14 protein-coding genes and 1 riboswitch are annotated in these 14,937 nt (G+C 71.5%); of the genes, 9 read left to right on the top strand and 5 right to left on the bottom strand.

Features of this window, described 5'->3' with window-relative positions:
- Window positions 1-82 precede the first annotated feature (82 nt).
- The 5 genes from ACIHCX_RS36950 to ACIHCX_RS36970 all read left to right on the top strand — a co-directional run bounded on the left by ACIHCX_RS36950 (window position 83) and on the right by ACIHCX_RS36970 (window position 4,650).
- Entirely contained in the window at window positions 83-850 is a 768-nt protein-coding gene (locus tag ACIHCX_RS36950) for an enoyl-CoA hydratase/isomerase family protein (protein WP_400037578.1), read from the top strand.
- A gap of 273 nt (window positions 851-1,123) precedes the next feature.
- Window positions 1,124-1,627, top strand: coding sequence for an ATP-binding protein (locus tag ACIHCX_RS36955; protein WP_400037580.1), 504 nt, complete (start codon window positions 1,124-1,126; stop codon window positions 1,625-1,627).
- Between the two features lie 91 nt (window positions 1,628-1,718).
- The gene (locus ACIHCX_RS36960) at window positions 1,719-2,510 is read left to right on the top strand and encodes a polysaccharide deacetylase family protein (RefSeq protein ID WP_400037582.1); all 792 of its coding nucleotides are present in this window, start codon (window positions 1,719-1,721) and stop codon (window positions 2,508-2,510) included.
- A complete protein-coding gene (locus ACIHCX_RS36965) occupies window positions 2,510-3,694 on the top strand; it encodes a YncE family protein (protein WP_400037584.1) in 1,185 nt (394 codons plus the stop codon). The genes ACIHCX_RS36960 and ACIHCX_RS36965 overlap by 1 nt, the downstream gene beginning before the upstream one ends.
- A 44-nt stretch (window positions 3,695-3,738) precedes the next feature.
- Window positions 3,739-4,650, top strand: a complete 912-nt coding sequence (locus ACIHCX_RS36970; RefSeq protein ID WP_400037586.1) for a MerR family transcriptional regulator — start codon at window positions 3,739-3,741, stop codon at window positions 4,648-4,650.
- A gap of 36 nt (window positions 4,651-4,686) precedes the next feature.
- On the opposite strand, the gene ACIHCX_RS36975 is transcribed toward ACIHCX_RS36970, so the two are convergent.
- Window positions 4,687-5,241 carry a GH25 family lysozyme gene (locus ACIHCX_RS36975; RefSeq protein ID WP_400037588.1) on the bottom strand — a complete coding sequence of 185 codons (555 nt, stop codon included), beginning with the start codon at window positions 5,239-5,241 and terminating at the stop codon, window positions 4,687-4,689.
- 213 nt (window positions 5,242-5,454) lie between these two features.
- Here ACIHCX_RS36975 and ACIHCX_RS36980 point away from each other — a divergent pair, with 213 nt between their 5' ends.
- A complete protein-coding gene (locus ACIHCX_RS36980) occupies window positions 5,455-6,570 on the top strand; it encodes an SPFH domain-containing protein (RefSeq protein ID WP_400037590.1) in 1,116 nt (371 codons plus the stop codon).
- A gap of 19 nt (window positions 6,571-6,589) precedes the next feature.
- The gene (locus ACIHCX_RS36985) at window positions 6,590-7,684 is read left to right on the top strand and encodes a hypothetical protein (RefSeq protein WP_400037592.1); all 1,095 of its coding nucleotides are present in this window, start codon (window positions 6,590-6,592) and stop codon (window positions 7,682-7,684) included.
- Between the two features lie 32 nt (window positions 7,685-7,716).
- Here ACIHCX_RS36985 and ACIHCX_RS36990 read toward each other — a convergent pair whose 3' ends face one another.
- The 4 genes from ACIHCX_RS36990 to gcvT all read right to left on the bottom strand — a co-directional run bounded on the left by ACIHCX_RS36990 (window position 7,717) and on the right by gcvT (window position 12,080).
- A complete protein-coding gene (locus tag ACIHCX_RS36990) occupies window positions 7,717-9,084 on the bottom strand; it encodes an L-serine ammonia-lyase (protein ID WP_400037594.1) in 1,368 nt (455 codons plus the stop codon).
- A 100-nt stretch (window positions 9,085-9,184) separates the two neighbouring features.
- Complete coding sequence (gene glyA / locus ACIHCX_RS36995) at window positions 9,185-10,447, bottom strand: serine hydroxymethyltransferase (RefSeq protein ID WP_400037596.1); 1,263 nt, start codon at window positions 10,445-10,447, stop codon at window positions 9,185-9,187.
- 17 nt (window positions 10,448-10,464) lie between these two features.
- Window positions 10,465-10,842 carry a glycine cleavage system protein GcvH gene (gcvH, locus tag ACIHCX_RS37000; protein WP_400037597.1) on the bottom strand — a complete coding sequence of 126 codons (378 nt, stop codon included), beginning with the start codon at window positions 10,840-10,842 and terminating at the stop codon, window positions 10,465-10,467.
- 110 nt (window positions 10,843-10,952) lie between these two features.
- Window positions 10,953-12,080 (bottom strand): glycine cleavage system aminomethyltransferase GcvT, encoded by a 1,128-nt coding sequence (gene gcvT / locus ACIHCX_RS37005; RefSeq protein ID WP_400037599.1) that lies wholly within the window; start codon window positions 12,078-12,080, stop codon window positions 10,953-10,955.
- Between the two features lie 193 nt (window positions 12,081-12,273).
- Window positions 12,274-12,370, bottom strand: a riboswitch (glycine riboswitch).
- 213 nt (window positions 12,371-12,583) lie between these two features.
- Here gcvT and ACIHCX_RS37010 point away from each other — a divergent pair.
- Complete coding sequence (locus ACIHCX_RS37010; protein WP_400037601.1) at window positions 12,584-13,375, top strand: enhanced serine sensitivity protein SseB; 792 nt, start codon at window positions 12,584-12,586, stop codon at window positions 13,373-13,375.
- Window positions 13,376-13,573: 198 nt separating this feature from the next.
- Window positions 13,574-14,368, top strand: a complete 795-nt coding sequence (locus ACIHCX_RS37015; RefSeq protein ID WP_400037603.1) for an enhanced serine sensitivity protein SseB C-terminal domain-containing protein — start codon at window positions 13,574-13,576, stop codon at window positions 14,366-14,368.
- The last annotated feature ends 569 nt before the right edge of the window (window positions 14,369-14,937 follow it).

Here is a 14,937-nt window from a genome sequence, read left to right on the forward strand (position 1 = left end):
CCCCGACGGCAGCACGACGGCACCGCCCGGTGTGAGGGACCGCACCGGGCGGTTCGCCGTTAGTGGACGTTAACCTGCACTCATGACCGTATCTCTGGAAGTCGCCGAGGGCGTCGGCACGCTGCGCCTGGACCGCCCGCCCATGAACGCGCTCGACGTCGCGACGCAGGACCGGATCAGGGAGCTCGCCGAGGAGGCCACCCGCCGCGAGGACGTGCGCGCCGTGGTGATCTACGGCGGGGAGAAGGTGTTCGCGGCCGGCGCGGACATCAAGGAGATGCAGGTGATGGACCACGCGGCGATGGTCGTGCGGGCCCGTGCCCTGCAGGACTCCTTCACCGCCGTGGCCCGCATCCCCAAGCCGGTGGTCGCCGCCGTCACGGGCTACGCGCTGGGCGGCGGTTGCGAGCTCGCGCTCTGCGCGGACTACCGGATCGCCGCCGACAACGCCAAGCTCGGCCAGCCGGAGATCCTGCTCGGCCTCATCCCCGGCGCGGGCGGCACCCAGCGGCTGTCCCGGCTGATCGGCCCCTCCAAGGCCAAGGACCTCATCTTCACGGGCCGTCAGGTCAAGGCCGACGAGGCCCTCACGATCGGCCTGGTGGACCGCGTGGTCCCGGCCGCCGAGGTCTACGAGGCCGCGCACGCCTGGGCCGCGCGGCTGGCCCAGGGACCGGCCATCGCGCTGCGCGCGGCCAAGGAGTCGATCGACGCCGGCCTGGAGACGGACCTCGAGACCGGACTCACCATCGAGCGCAACTGGTTCGCGGGCCTGTTCGCCACGGAGGACCGCGAGCGCGGGATGCGCAGCTTCGTCGAGGAGGGCCCCGGCAAGGCGAAGTTCCTGTGAATCCCCGCCCGCCCTCTTGCAATTGACGCGACGTCTGATTCCGGGCCCCTCGGCGGGCGGTTTGTGGCAGCCTTGACGCAGCCGTGAGCCCGCCGTGCCGAGGGAGCCGGTCGATTGCCTCCAACCGATCCGTCCGCCCAGGTCAACGGGGCCGCCGACGAGCCCGAAGTGCCATCGGCATATGCCGTTCGAATCCCGTGCGCAGAGGACACCCGGGGGGCGTATTCCGCGGGAACCGCCCCGCGGGGGGCCGCGGACGGCCATGATGGGGGCATGGCCGGGCTGGAAGGCATCGAACAGCCGCGGGGGCAGTCACGTGCGGCCGCGGCGCGCTGGTCGCCCGCGGTCGAGGACGAACGGGCGCTCAAGGCACTGGAGTTGTACGGCAACCCGACGGAGTCGGAGGTTCCGCTGCCGTCCCGCCCCGAATCCGCCGCCACCGCCCGCAGGCTCGCCCAGGTCGTCGTCCTGCGCCAGTGGGGGCTGTCCCCGAAACTGACCGAGGACACCGTCCTGCTCGTCTCCGAACTGGTGGGAAACGCGGTGCGGCACACCGGCGCCCGCATCTTCGGGCTGCGGATGCGCCGCCGCCGCGGCTGGCTCCGCGTCGAGGTCCGCGACCCCTCCCGGGGGCTGCCCTGCCTGATGCCCGTGCAGGAACTGGACATCAGCGGGCGCGGCCTGTTCCTCGTCGACCAGCTGTCCGACCGCTGGGGGGTCGACCTGCTGCCGCGGGGCAAGACGACATGGTTCGAGATGCGCGTGGCCGACCGCTGACCCCGGGTTCGGCCGGACCTGACGGACGCTCATCCCGTATCCCTACGTGTGAATCGCCCGTTTTCTTACCCTCTGCCTCTTAAATGGTGCGGTGACCACGACCGACCGCCGCGGTGTACTGCGGGCCGGTGCCGGGCTCGTCGCCGGTGCCGGGCTCGCCGCCGGGTGCTCCTCCACCGGTGCCGCTCCGCACACCACCGCGTCCTCCACCTCGTTCGCCGCGTCCTCGGCCTCCTCCGCCGAGTCCCCGCGTGCCGCGCCCGCGCCGCGCCCCTTCCCCGGGCAGCCCGCGCAGATCGCCCACGGCCCGCGCGACCGGCCGCGCGTCGCCCTCACCTTCCACGGCCAGGGCGACCCCGAGACCGCCCGCGCCCTGCTCACGGCGGCCGAGAAACACGGCGCCCGCCTCACCGTGCTCGCCGTCGGCACCTGGCTCGACCAGTATCCGCAGCTGGCCCGCCGGATCCTCGACGGCGGCCACGACCTCGGCAACCACACCCAGCACCACGAGGCCGTCAACACCATGGCGGAGGCCGACGCCCGCGCGGAGATCACCGACTGCGCGGACCGGCTGAAACGGCTCACCGGCTCGATCGGCACCTGGTTCCGCCCCTCGCGCGCCCCGACCGCCTCCCCCCTGGTCCAGCGGCTGGCCCGCGCGGCCGGGTACCCGCACGTGCTGTCCTACGACGTCGACTCCCTCGACTACACCCGGCCCGGAGCCCCCGCCGTCACCCGCACGGTCCTGGCCGGAATCCGCAACGGATCCGTGGTGAGCCTGCACTTCGGGTACCCGGACACGGTCGCCGCCCTCCCCGACGTCCTCAAAGAACTCGACCGCCGCGGCCTCCACGCGGTCACCACCACGGAGCTGCTGAGCTGATGCCATCCACTTCCATCGCCCGGGTCCTGACCGCCGGCGCCGCCTGCCTCGTGCTCACCGCGCTGTCCGCCTGCACCGGCGGGGGCTCGAAGAACCACGCCGACCAGGCCGTCGCCAGCAAGGAGCCCGTCCGGCCCCAGCAGCAGGCCGCCGACGTGCTGCCCGGCATGCCGCCGGTCCTCGACCCGACCGACGTCTACGCCGCCGACCGCCCGGGCAAACTCTCCCCGGTGGTCCGGGACTTCCCGTCCCGCGTCTACGTCCCCAACACCAACTCCAACACCGTCACGGTCATCGACCCCGAGACGTACAAGGTCATCGAGACCATCCCGGTGGGCCGCCAGCCCCAGCACGTCGTGCCGTCCTGGGACCTGAAGACGCTGTGGGTCAACAACGACCTCGGCAACTCCCTGACGCCCATCGACCCGAGAACCGGCAAGGCGGGCAAGCCGGTCGACGTGCACGACCCGTACAACCTCTACTTCACGCCCGACGGCAAGTACGCCGTCGTCATGGCCTCCAAGGACCACCAGCTCGTCTTCCGCGACGCGCACACCATGAAGACGGTCAAGGCCGTCCCGGTCGCCTGTGCCGGCGTCAACCACGCCGACTTCTCCGTGGACGGCCGCTACTTCATCGTCTCCTGCGAGTTCAGCTCCGAACTGCTCAAGGTCGACACGGCGAGGATGGAGGTCGTCGGCCAGCAGAAGCTGGACTTCCCCGGCGCCATGCCGCAGGACGTGAAGATCTCGCCCGACGGCAAGAAGTTCTACGTCGCCGACATGGTGGCCGACGGGCTGTGGATCCTGAACGGCGACACCTTCGGCAAACCGACGTTCCTCCCCACCGGCAAGGGCGCCCACGGCCTGTACGTCAGCCGCGACTCCCGCGAGATGTACATCTCCAACCGCGGTGAGGGCACCATCTCCGTCTTCGACTTCACCCAGGGCAAGCTGACCAGGAAGTGGCGCCTGCCGCACGGCGGAAGCCCCGACATGGGCGGCGTCTCCGCCGACGGCAAGGTGCTGTGGCTGTCCGGCCGCTACAACTCCGAGGTGTACGCCATCGACACCCGCACCGGCGCCCAGCTCGCCCGCATCAAGGTCGGCAACGGCCCCCACGGCCTCGCGGTCTACCCCCAGCCGGGCCGCTACTCGCTGGGCCACACGGGCATCTTCCGCTGACCCGACTTGAGTCTCCAGCCGCTGGAAGGTCCACACTCGCCGACATGACCGAAGACGGCACCGGCCTTCTCACCATCGGCGAGCTGGCCCGGGTCACCGGACTGACCGTACGCACCATCCGCTACTGGTCGGACGAGGGCGTCCTGCCCCCGGTGGCCCGCTCCACGGGCGGCTACCGGCTCTTCGACGCGGCCTGCGTCGCCCGCCTGGAGCTGATCCGCACCCTGCGCGAGCTGGGCCTCGGCCTGGCCGAGGTGCGCAGGGTGCTCGCGGGGGAGCGGACGGTCGCGGAGGTCGCGGCGGCCCACGTGGTCGCGCTGGACGCGCGGATCCGCTCCCTGAAGGTGACCAGGGCGGTGCTGTCGACCGTGGCCCGACGCGGCTCGAGTGCGGAGGAGACGACCCTGATGAACAAGCTGGCCCGGCTGTCGGTGGCCGAACGCAGGAGGATCATGGAGGAGTTCGTGGAGGAGATGTTCCACGGGCTCGACACCGCCGACCCCGAGATCCACGAACGCATGCGGCGCACCGCGATGGACCTGCCCGAGGACCCGACACCCGAGCAGGTCGACGCCTGGGTGGAGCTGGCCGAGCTGGTGCAGGACCCGGGGTTCCGGGCACAGATGCGCCGGGCGGCCGAGTTCAACGCCGCCGACCGCAGCCACGAGACGCCCGCCGGGGCGTCCATGTGGTTCGTCAAGCGGCTCGTCCAACTGGCCGGGCAGGCGGTGGAACGCGGCATCGCCCCGCAGGACCCGGAAGCCGGCGAGGTGCTGGACGACCTGCTCGGCGACGCCGACCCCGCGACCGTCCTCGAACGCCTGGAGGCGTCCCACGACGTCGGGCTCGCCCGCTACCGCGAACTGCTGGCGACCCTGAAGGGGACGTCCGCACCGGCGTACCGGACGGAGTTCGCCTGGGTGATCACCGCCCTGCGCGCCCGTGTGAACGACTGATCCGCGCGGGCCCGCGACAGCCGGCGCCGACCCGGATCAGACGGCCGCCCACTGCTGCAGCGCCGCCTTGCTGGCGAAGTTCGCCACGTCCGTGTCCAGCGGATTGTCGGTGTACTGGTGGAAGAGCCACTTGGCCTTGATCCGGGGCTGCCCGGCGGTGACGTAGTCGGCGATCCACAGGCCGTCGCCCGCGTAGGACGTGGTGTCGATGGTGAGCCAGAAGTTCCTGTTCGTGTAGAGCACGACCCGGTTGTGCGGGCGCAGGGACTTGACCTTCCGGATGAACGCGTCCTTCTCCGCGTTGCTCGCGTGCGTGCCCCCACCCGTCGTCTCCCAGTCGACGGCGAGGACGTCGCCCGCCTTCTCGGGGGCGTGCGCGACGAAGTACTCCGCCTGCGCGGTGATGTCGCCCGGCCACAGGAAGTGGTAGAAGCCGACCACGAGACCGGCGTCGCGGCCGTGCTTGGTCTGGGCGCTGAGCTTGGAGTTGACGTACGAACGGCCCTCCGTCGCCTTGATGAAGACGAAGGAGAGGCCGCTCGTGCCGTAGGTGGAGGACTGGTAGGCGCTCACGTCGATGCCGTGCAGCATGCGCACTCCCTGAAGGTGCTGTGGGGGAGGAGTCGTCGGTTGGGTTCTGCCCCGTCCTGATACGGACGATCCCCGCAGGGCGTTCGAACATCAGCTCCGGGTGACCACCGAACCCGCTACGGCGGCCACCTCCGCGCAGGTCAGCGGCGATTGCTATCGTGCGGTCGCGAAGCACGCCGCATGCAGAGGAAACGGGGGCGGACCATGGGACTGATGGACCGTATACGTGGTGAGTTCATCGACATCATCGAGTGGACCGACGACAGCCGGGACACCATCGTCTGGCGCTTCCCGCGCTACGAGAACGAGATCAAGATGGGCGCCCAGCTCGTCGTCCGCGAGTCGCAGACGGCGGTCTTCGTCAACGAGGGGCAGATCGCCGACGTCTTCACGCCCGGCACCTACACCCTCGAGACGCAGAACCTGCCGGTGCTGTCCACCCTGAAGGGCTGGAAGTACGGCTTCCACTCGCCCTTCAAGGCCGAGGTCTACTTCGTCACCACCCGCCAGTTCACCGACCTCAAGTGGGGCACCCAGAACCCGGTCATCGTCCGGGACCCCGAGTTCGGCATGGTCCGGCTGCGGGCCTTCGGCGCCTTCACCGCCCGCGTCGTGGACGCCGCCGCGCTGCTGCGCGAGCTGGCCGGCACGGACCCGCAGTTCCGCACCGAGGAGGTGCAGGAGTACCTGCGGCAGCTGATCGTCGGCCGGCTGGCCACCGCCCTGGCCACGGCAGGCGTGCCGATGCTGGACCTGGCCACACGGCAGGACGGGCTCGGTACCAGGCTGGCGGGCGCCCTCACCGAGGAACTGGCCCCGGTCGGCATCGCCGTGCCGAAGTTCATCATCGAGAACATCTCGCTGCCGCCCGAGGTCGAGGCCGCCGTCGACGCCCGCTCCCGGATGGGGATCGTGGGCAACCTCGACCAGTACACCCAGCTCCAGGCGGCCGACGCGATCGGCGACGCCGCGCGCAACCCCGGCGCCGCCGGCGAGGGCGTGGGACTGGGCGTCGGCATGGCCCTGGGCCGCCGCATGGCGGAGGGCCTCACCCCGCAGCAGCCCCCCGCCGCCCCGGCACCCGCTCCCGGCGCCGCCCCGGCCACCCCGCCGCCGCTGCCCCAGCAGCAGTGGTTCGTCGGCGTCGGCGGCGCCCAGCAGGGCCCGTACGACACCGCCGCGCTGACCGGCCTGATCAGCGCGGGCACCCTCACCCGGACCACCCTGGTCTGGCAGAACGGCATGGCCGGCTGGCTCCCCGCCGAGCAGGTCCCTGAGGTCGAACGGCTCTTCGGCAGCGTCCCGCCGCCGCTGCCGCCCCAGGCCTGAGCGGGCGGGGACGACGACCATGACCGAGGACCAGGCCACCGCCGCCCGCTCGTACCCGTGCGAGGCCTGCGGTGCCACCGTGGAGTACGCCCCGGGGACCGACGCGCTGCGCTGCCCCTACTGCGGGCACCAGCAGGCCATCGTGCCCGTCCCGCGTGCGGTGCGGGAGCACCCGATCCAGGAGCTGGCGGCCCTCCCCGCCAAGCCACTGGCCGGACCCGGCTCCGTGAACGCCTTCGTCTGCCCGGGGTGCGGGGCCCGCACCGAGAGCGACTCGCTGTCCGTGCGCTGCCAGTTCTGCGCCACGCCCCTGGTGGCCGACGCGGGCGCCACCGAGCGGGTCGTGCCCGAGGCCGTCGTCCCGTTCGGCCTGGACCGCGACGCGGCCCGGGAGGCGCTGCGCACCTGGACGTCCTCCCGCTGGTTCGCCCCGAAGGACCTGAAGAAGGTCACCGAGGCGGAGTCCTTCAAGGGCAGCTACCTGCCGCACTGGACGTACGACGCGGCCACCGTCTCCGACTACCGGGGCCGGCGCGGCGTGTACTACTACGAGACCGTGACGCGCACCGTCACCGAGAACGGCCAGACCCGCACCGTGACCGAGCAGGTCCGGCACACCCGCTGGTACCCGGCCTCGGGGACGGTCTCCCGGGACTTCGACGATGTGCTGGTGCCCGGCACCAGCCATGTCACCGCCAAGCAGCTCGACAAGCTCACGCCCTGGCCGCTGGAGGAGGCCAGGCCCTACCAGGAGGAGTACCTGGCGGGCTTCCAGACGGTGCGCTACGACATCGAGCCCGAGGACGGCCTGGCGACGGCCAAGCAGCGGATGGCCGAGGTCATCGAGGGCGACTGCCGCAGCGACATCGGGGGCGACGAGCAGCGGGTCGAGTCGGTCGACACCCACTACTCCGACGTCACCTTCAAGCTGATGCTGCTCCCGGTGTGGTTCCTGACCTACCTGCACGCCGGGCGGACCTGGCAGGTGACGGTGAACGCCCGCACCGGCGAGGTGGTCGGCGAGCGCCCGTACAGCGCCGGCAAGATCGTCGCCGCCTCGCTCGCGGCGCTCGCGGTGATCGCACTGATCGTCTGGCTGAGCGTCAGAAGGTAGCGGCCCGCGCGGTGGGCCCGGGCCGCACCTCCTCAGCACTCGATGATGTTCACCGCCAGGCCGCCCCGGGCCGTCTCCTTGTACTTCACCGACATGTCCGCGCCGGTCTCCTTCATGGTCTTGATGACCTTGTCGAGGGAGACCTTGTGGGAGCCGTCGCCGCGCATGGCCATGCGGGCGGCGGTGACCGCCTTGACCGCGGCCATGCCGTTGCGCTCGATGCAGGGGATCTGGACCAGGCCGCCCACGGGGTCGCAGGTGAGGCCGAGGTTGTGCTCCATGCCGATCTCGGCCGCGTTCTCGACCTGCTCGGGCGTGCCGCCCAGGACCTCGGCCAGGGCGCCCGCCGCCATTGAGCAGGCCGAGCCGACCTCGCCCTGGCAGCCGACCTCGGCGCCGGAGATGGAGGCGTTCTCCTTGAAGAGCATGCCGATCGCGCCGGCGGCGAGCAGGAAGCGGACCACGCCGTCCTCGTCCGCGCCGGGGATGAAGTTGATGTAGTAGTGCAGGACCGCCGGGATGATGCCGGCCGCGCCGTTGGTCGGGGCGGTGACCACCCGGCCGCCGGCCGCGTTCTCCTCGTTCACCGCCATCGCGTAGAGGGTGATCCACTCCATCGCGCGGGCCGCCGCGTCGCCCTCGGCGCGCAGCTGGCGGGCGGTGACGGCCGCGCGGCGGCGCACCTTCAGGCCGCCCGGCAGGATGCCCTCGCGGTTCAGGCCGCGCCCCACGCACGCCTGCATCACCCGCCAGATCTCCAGCAGGCCCTCGCGGATCTCCTCCTCGGTGCGCCAGGCCCGCTCGTTCTCCAGCATCAGGGACGAGATCGACAGGCCGGTCTCCTGCGTCAGGCGCAGCAGCTCGTCGCCCGAGCGGAACGGGTACTTCAGCACCGTGTCGTCCAGCTTGATGCGGTCCGCGCCCACCGCCTCCTCGTCCACGACGAAGCCGCCGCCGACCGAGTAGTACGTCTTGGCCAGCAGCTCGGCCCCGGAGGCGTCGTAGGCCCACAGGGTCATGCCGTTGGCGTGGTAGGGGAGCGCCTTGCGGCGGTGCAGGACCAGGTCGTCGTCGTAGGAGAACGCGATCTCGTGCTCGCCGAGCAGGCTCAGCCGGCCGGAGGTCCTGATCGTCTCCACCCGCTCGTCGGCCGTCTCCACGTCCACCGTGCGCGGCGAGGCGCCCTCGAGACCGAGCAGCACCGCCTTCGGCGTGCCGTGGCCGTGGCCCGTCGCCCCGAGGGAGCCGTACAGCTCGGCGCGGACCGACGCGGCCCGCTCCAGCAGGCCCTCGTTGCGCAGCCGGCGGGCGAACATGCGGGCCGCCCGCATCGGGCCGACCGTGTGGGAGCTCGACGGGCCTATGCCGATCGAGAACAGGTCGAAGACCGAGATGGCCACGGAGACTCCTCAAGACGGGGTGGTGCTGGGGGTGCCAGGGGCGGGGCGCCGCGCACGGACCGGGGTCTCCGGCCGTACGCGGCACTCCTGGGGACGGGACCTACTTGTTCAGCCCCGGGTACAGCGGGTGCTTGTCGGCCAGGGCGCGCACCCGGGCCTTGAGGGCGTCGGCGTCGTACGACGGCTTCAGCGCCTCGGCGATCACGTCCGCGACCTCGGTGAAGTCCTCGGTCGTGAAACCGCGGGTGGCCAGGGCCGGCGTGCCGATCCTGAGGCCGGAGGTGACCATCGGCGGGCGCGGGTCGTTCGGGATCGCGTTGCGGTTGACGGTGATCCCGATCTCGTGCAGGCGGTCCTCGGCCTGCTGACCGTCCAGCTCGGAGTCGCGCAGGTCGACCAGGACCAGGTGCACGTCCGTGCCGCCGGTCAGGACGTCCACGCCGACCGCCCGGACGTCGTCCTGGACCAGGCGCTCGGCCAGGATGCGGGCGCCCTCCAGGGTACGGCGCTGGCGCTCGCGGAACTCCTCACTCGCGGCGACCTTGAAGGACACCGCCTTGGCGGCGATCACGTGCTCCAGCGGGCCGCCCTGCTGACCGGGGAACACCGCGGAGTTGATCTTCTTGGCCAGCTCGGCGGTGGACAGGATGACACCGCCGCGCGGGCCGCCCAGCGTCTTGTGGGTGGTGGTGGTGACCACGTGGGCGTGCGGCACCGGGTTGGGGTGCAGGCCCGCGGCCACCAGGCCGGCGAAGTGCGCCATGTCGACCATGAGGTACGCGCCGACCTCGTCCGCGATCCGGCGGAACGCGGCGAAGTCCAGCTGGCGCGGGTAGGCGGACCAGCCGGCCACGATCAGCTTCGGCTTGGACTCCTTCGCCAGGCGCTCCACCTCGGCCATGTCGACCTGGCCGTCCTCGCCCACGTGGTAGGCGACGACGTCGTAGAGCTTGCCGGAGAAGTTGATCTTCATGCCGTGGGTCAGGTGCCCGCCGTGGGCGAGGTTCAGACCCATGATCGTGTCGCCGGGCTTGAGCAGCGCGAACATCGCGGCCGCGTTCGCCTGCGCGCCGGAGTGCGGCTGCACGTTGGCGTGCTCGGCGCCGAACAGCTCCTTGATGCGGTCGATGGCGATCTGCTCGACCACGTCGACGTGCTCGCAGCCACCGTAGTAGCGGCGGCCGGGGTAGCCCTCGGCGTACTTGTTGGTGAGGACCGAGCCCTGCGCCTCCATGACCGCGACCGGGGCGAAGTTCTCCGAGGCGATCATCTCGAGCGTGGACTGCTGGCGGTGCAGCTCGGCGTCGACCGCGGCGGCCACGTCCGGGTCGAGCTCGTGCAGGGGAGTGTTGAGAACAGTCATGTGCGTGTGTCCGATTCTCAGCCGGCCGTCTCGGCGGCGTACTCGTCGGCGGAGAGCAGGTCGGCGGGCTCCTCGGCCAGGCGCACCTTGAACAGCCAGCCGCCCTCGAAGGGCGCGGAGTTCACCAGCGACGGGTCGTTCACCACGTCCTCGTTGGTCTCGGTGACCTCACCGCTGACGGGGGAGTACAGGTCGGACACCGACTTGGTCGACTCCAGCTCACCGCAGGTCTCGCCTGCGGCCACCGTGTCGCCGACCTCCGGGAGCTGGGCGTAGACGACATCGCCGAGCGCGTTGGCCGCGAACTCGGTGATGCCGACCGTCGCCACGCCGTCCTCGACGGGCGACAGCCACTCGTGCTCCTTGCTGTAGCGCAGATGCTGAGGGTTGTTCATGGCCTGAATTCTCCTGTACGCGGGTCAATGGTGATGAATGGGGAGCGCGAAAGGTGTGCGCGACCAGGGGTGACGTGTCTCACGTCGCCTCCGTGGCGGCTACGACGGTGTCACTTCTGGCGCTTGTAGAAGGGCAGCGCCACGACCTCGTACGGCTCGTGCTTGCCCCGGATGTCCACGCCCACACCGGGCGTGCCCTCGGCGGCGTGCGCGGCGTCGACGTACGCCATGGCGATCGGCTTGCCCAGGGTGGGGGAGGGGGCGCCGGAGGTGACCTCGCCGATCACCTCGCCGCCCGCGACGACCGCGTACCCGGCGCGCGGGACCCGGCGGCCCTCGGCGACCAGGCCGACGAGCACCCGGGGCGGCTCGGCGGCGGCGCGCTCGGCGGCGGCCAGCAGGGCCTCACGGCCGACGAAGTCGCCCTCCTTCTCGAACTTGACCACCCGGCCGAGGCCCGCGTCGAACGGGGTCAGCGAGGTCGACAGCTCGTGCCCGTACAGCGGCATGCCCGCCTCCAGGCGCAGCGTGTCCCGGCAGGACAGCCCGCACGGGACCAGGCCGGCGTCCGCGCCCGCCTCGGTCAGCGCCTGCCACACCTTCTCCGCGTCGCCGGGGGCCACGAACAGCTCGAAGCCGTCCTCACCGGTGTAGCCGGTGCGCGCGATCAGCGCGGGGACGCCCGCGACCGTGCCGGGGAGACCGGCGTAGTACTTCAGGCCGTCCAGGTCGGCGTCGGTCAGGGACTTCAGGATGCCGGCGGACTCGGGGCCCTGCACGGCGAGCAGCGCGTAGGCGTCCCGGTCGTCGCGCACCTCGGCGTCGAAGCCCGCCGCCCGCTCGGTCAGCGCGTCGAGCACCACCTGGGCGTTGGAGGCGTTGGCGACGACCAGGTACTCGGTCTCGCCCAGCCGGTAGACGATCAGGTCGTCCAGGATGCCGCCGTCGGCCCGGCAGATCATGGTGTAGCGGGCGCGGCCGAGGCCGACGGTGGCGATGTTGCCGACCAGGGCGTGGTTCAGCAGGGCGACGGCCTGCGGGCCGGTGACGGTGATCTCGCCCATGTGGGACAGGTCGAACAGGCCGGCCTTCGTCCGCACGGCGATGTGCTCGTCGCGCTCGGAGCCGTAGCGCAGGGGCATGTCCCAGCCGGCGAAGTCGGTCATCGTCGCGCCGAGCGAGCGGTGCAGCGCGTCGAGCGCGGTGCGGCGGAGTCGGTCGGGTGGGGTACTGCTCATCGGGCGGTCTCCAAGGCGATGGGGTCCCCCGCGCGAACGAAACCGGGCGTGGGGGAGGGCAAGGACGGATCCATGTCCTCCCCATCTGTCATCGGAACCTGAGAGGTTCGCCATGACCGCCGTCGGACGGACGGTGCACGGCTTGCACCTTGGGTGGAGCCGCTGCGCCCAGCGACCCGCTTTTCAGATGTGCCTCGCCCGCGCGGTAACGGTGCCTGAGAGATTCAAGGGAGGTACTTGCTCCTTCGGCGCCCCGGTGAGACGGCTGGGGACTCTCCCGCGCGGATTCAAACGGCCGATATGCAGTTGCGCGGACATCATTGCACGCCCGGCCCGCTTCGCGGCAGGGCGGCATCCGTGACCGTGCCGTGGCAGGACGTGCACGGGGCCGCGGGGGCGCTCGCCGGGGCAGCCGTGATCGCGGGCCCGGGATTTCTCGTGAGGTTCGGGCCGGTACCCGATAGCCTTTCGGCCACAGCAGTGTTCACAGCAGGCGGTAGCAGATGGACTTCCCGACGGACTTCTCCGCGGACTTTCCGGCACAGACGCACTCCCACCCGCACAGCGGATGGCCCGGCAACGAGCTGGAGGAGGTGCTGTCCGCCTCCCTCGGTGTCCCGTCCGCCGGTGGCCGGATCCTTGAGGTGCTCGGCCGCAGCCTCGTCTGGGTTCCCCTGCCCAACGGCGGCGGTCCGCAGAGCGGGCCGCTCGACCTGCCCACGGTGGAGATCGACGGTCAGGCGTACGTGCCCGTCTTCAGCTCCGAGGAGCAGTTCCGCCAGGTCGCGGGCGCCCACATGGCGTACACCGTCGCGCCCGCCGTCGAGTTCGCGCGCGGACTGCCCCCGCAGGCCGGCATCGCGCTCAACCCGGACGGCGTGGTCGGCGTCCCGCTGCCGCCGGCCGCCGTGGCCGAACTGTGCCGGGCCGGGCGCGCCCACCTGGACGGTGCCTCCGGCGGCGGCCGCGTCCGCCTCTTCGAACCGGACTGGCAGGACGACCCGGTGGACTTCCTCGCCGCCGCCTGCGCCGAGTTCGCCGAGACCGGCGTGGTCAGCACCGCCCGCCGCTGCCTGGCCGCCGTCGAGACGGACGACCCGGTGATGTTCATCGGCGTCGAACTGTCCCAGTGGGACGGCGACCCGCAGGCCCGCCCCCTGGACGCCCTGGGCCGGGCCCTGGCGAAGACCCCGGCCGGGTGGCCGGTCAACCTGGTCCTCCTGGACGTGGCCCAGGATCCCGTGGCGGACTGGATGAGGGAGCACGTCCGCCCGTTCTACCAGCACGCCCACTGAGTCCGACCGGGGACGCCGGGCGGGCGCACACGATCCGCAGTCGGCGGCGTACGGCGAGTCCCCGGCCGCCGGACGGCGGCTTAAGCTAGGGCTGCCGTCACCTTCCCGCCTGCCCGCCGGGCGGGCGACGCGAAGGTGACGACAGGACCCGGACCCACGGCTCGGTCGAAACGTCGGTTGTATGGAGGGGCGGTACAAGTGAGCGCCAGCGGCACCACGGCCGGGCAGGTCGAGCAGACGCTGCGCCAGGTGACGCCCGGGCGTTACGACGCCTACGAGGCGCTGCTGCGTGTGCTGGCGACCCCGTCCTCCGGCCAGGTATGGATGCTGCTGTGGCACGGCCAGGCGGGTTCCTCCGACGCGCAGTACGGCCACATGGAGGTCGACGGCCACGGCTACGCGCCCTGCGTGACCTCCGCCCAGGAGCTGTCCGCCAGCGGCTGGAACCGTTCGTACGAGGTCGTGGACGGCCTCGACGTGGCCCGCACCCTCTACCCCGATCACTACGGCCTCTGGCTGAACCCGCACGCCCCGGGCGGCGGCGTCGGCGTCCCGTGGTTGGATCTGCGCCGCATCGCCACCGGTCTCGACCGCCAGCCCGCGGGCCCGCTGCGGCTGTCCGAACCCACCGTCGAGGCCTCGCGGTTCTACGCCCTGCTCACCCAGAACGCCCACCGCACCCCGGCCCTGCGCTCGCTGCGCCACGCCTGGGTGCAGCCCGCGCTCGGAGTGCCGTACCTCGCCATCGGCCTCGACGTGTACGACACCTCGCCGCCGGCCGTCGACTCGGTGCGCGTGATGATGCAGCAGTCCATCGGAGCCGTCCCCGACGGTCTGCCGGTGTCGACGGTCGCGATGTCCGACGAGTACGACCCGGTCGCCATGTGGCTGCGCGCCAACTCCCGCCCGTTCTACGACCGGGAGAGCCACGTGGCCCCCGCGCAGGCCCCGGTGGCCGGCTACGGCTACCCGCCGGTCCACGGCGGCTACTGAGCCGGGCCGACCGACGTGACCGGGGCCGCCTCCCCCAGGGGAGGCGGCCCCGCGGTGTTTCGCCGAAGGCGCGTGGAAATCGCGTCGGGTCGATTCGGCGTCGGAGTGCCGGCCCGGCTCCTGGACCGGCGGGAAGCGAAAAGCGGGTGTGCGGTGAGTGACGGGAATTCCTCTTTGCGTGATTGCGTCGATTGGTCGATCCGGTAGGGCGGACGAAAGGGCGCTTCTTTGTCCCGAGGGGGCAAAACCACGGGCCGGGCGTGATGTGCGTCATGCGCCGGTCGGCTGGTCAAGTTGCCTTTGCGTTTGAGGAGTTGACCGTCCGCTGCTGGTGCCGGCGGAGAGCGGTCGGGCGTCACGCTCTCTGCGCGTAGAGTCGGAGCTTTGGTCCCCCGGTGCCGTCAAATGTCCCAACTAGGACCCGTCCGACCCCCGTTACCCACTGTCCGGATAACGGAACCTCTCAACTCGTGTCACGTTTGCGCATCCATTCTTCACCAGATCTGGCGGGTGATCGTGAGCGCGTTGAAGACTCGCCTTCCAGATACGAGGCCGACGATCCTGTGATC

Source organism: Streptomyces sp. NPDC052043, assembly GCF_044548235.1.
GTDB lineage: Bacteria > Actinomycetota > Actinomycetes > Streptomycetales > Streptomycetaceae > Streptomyces.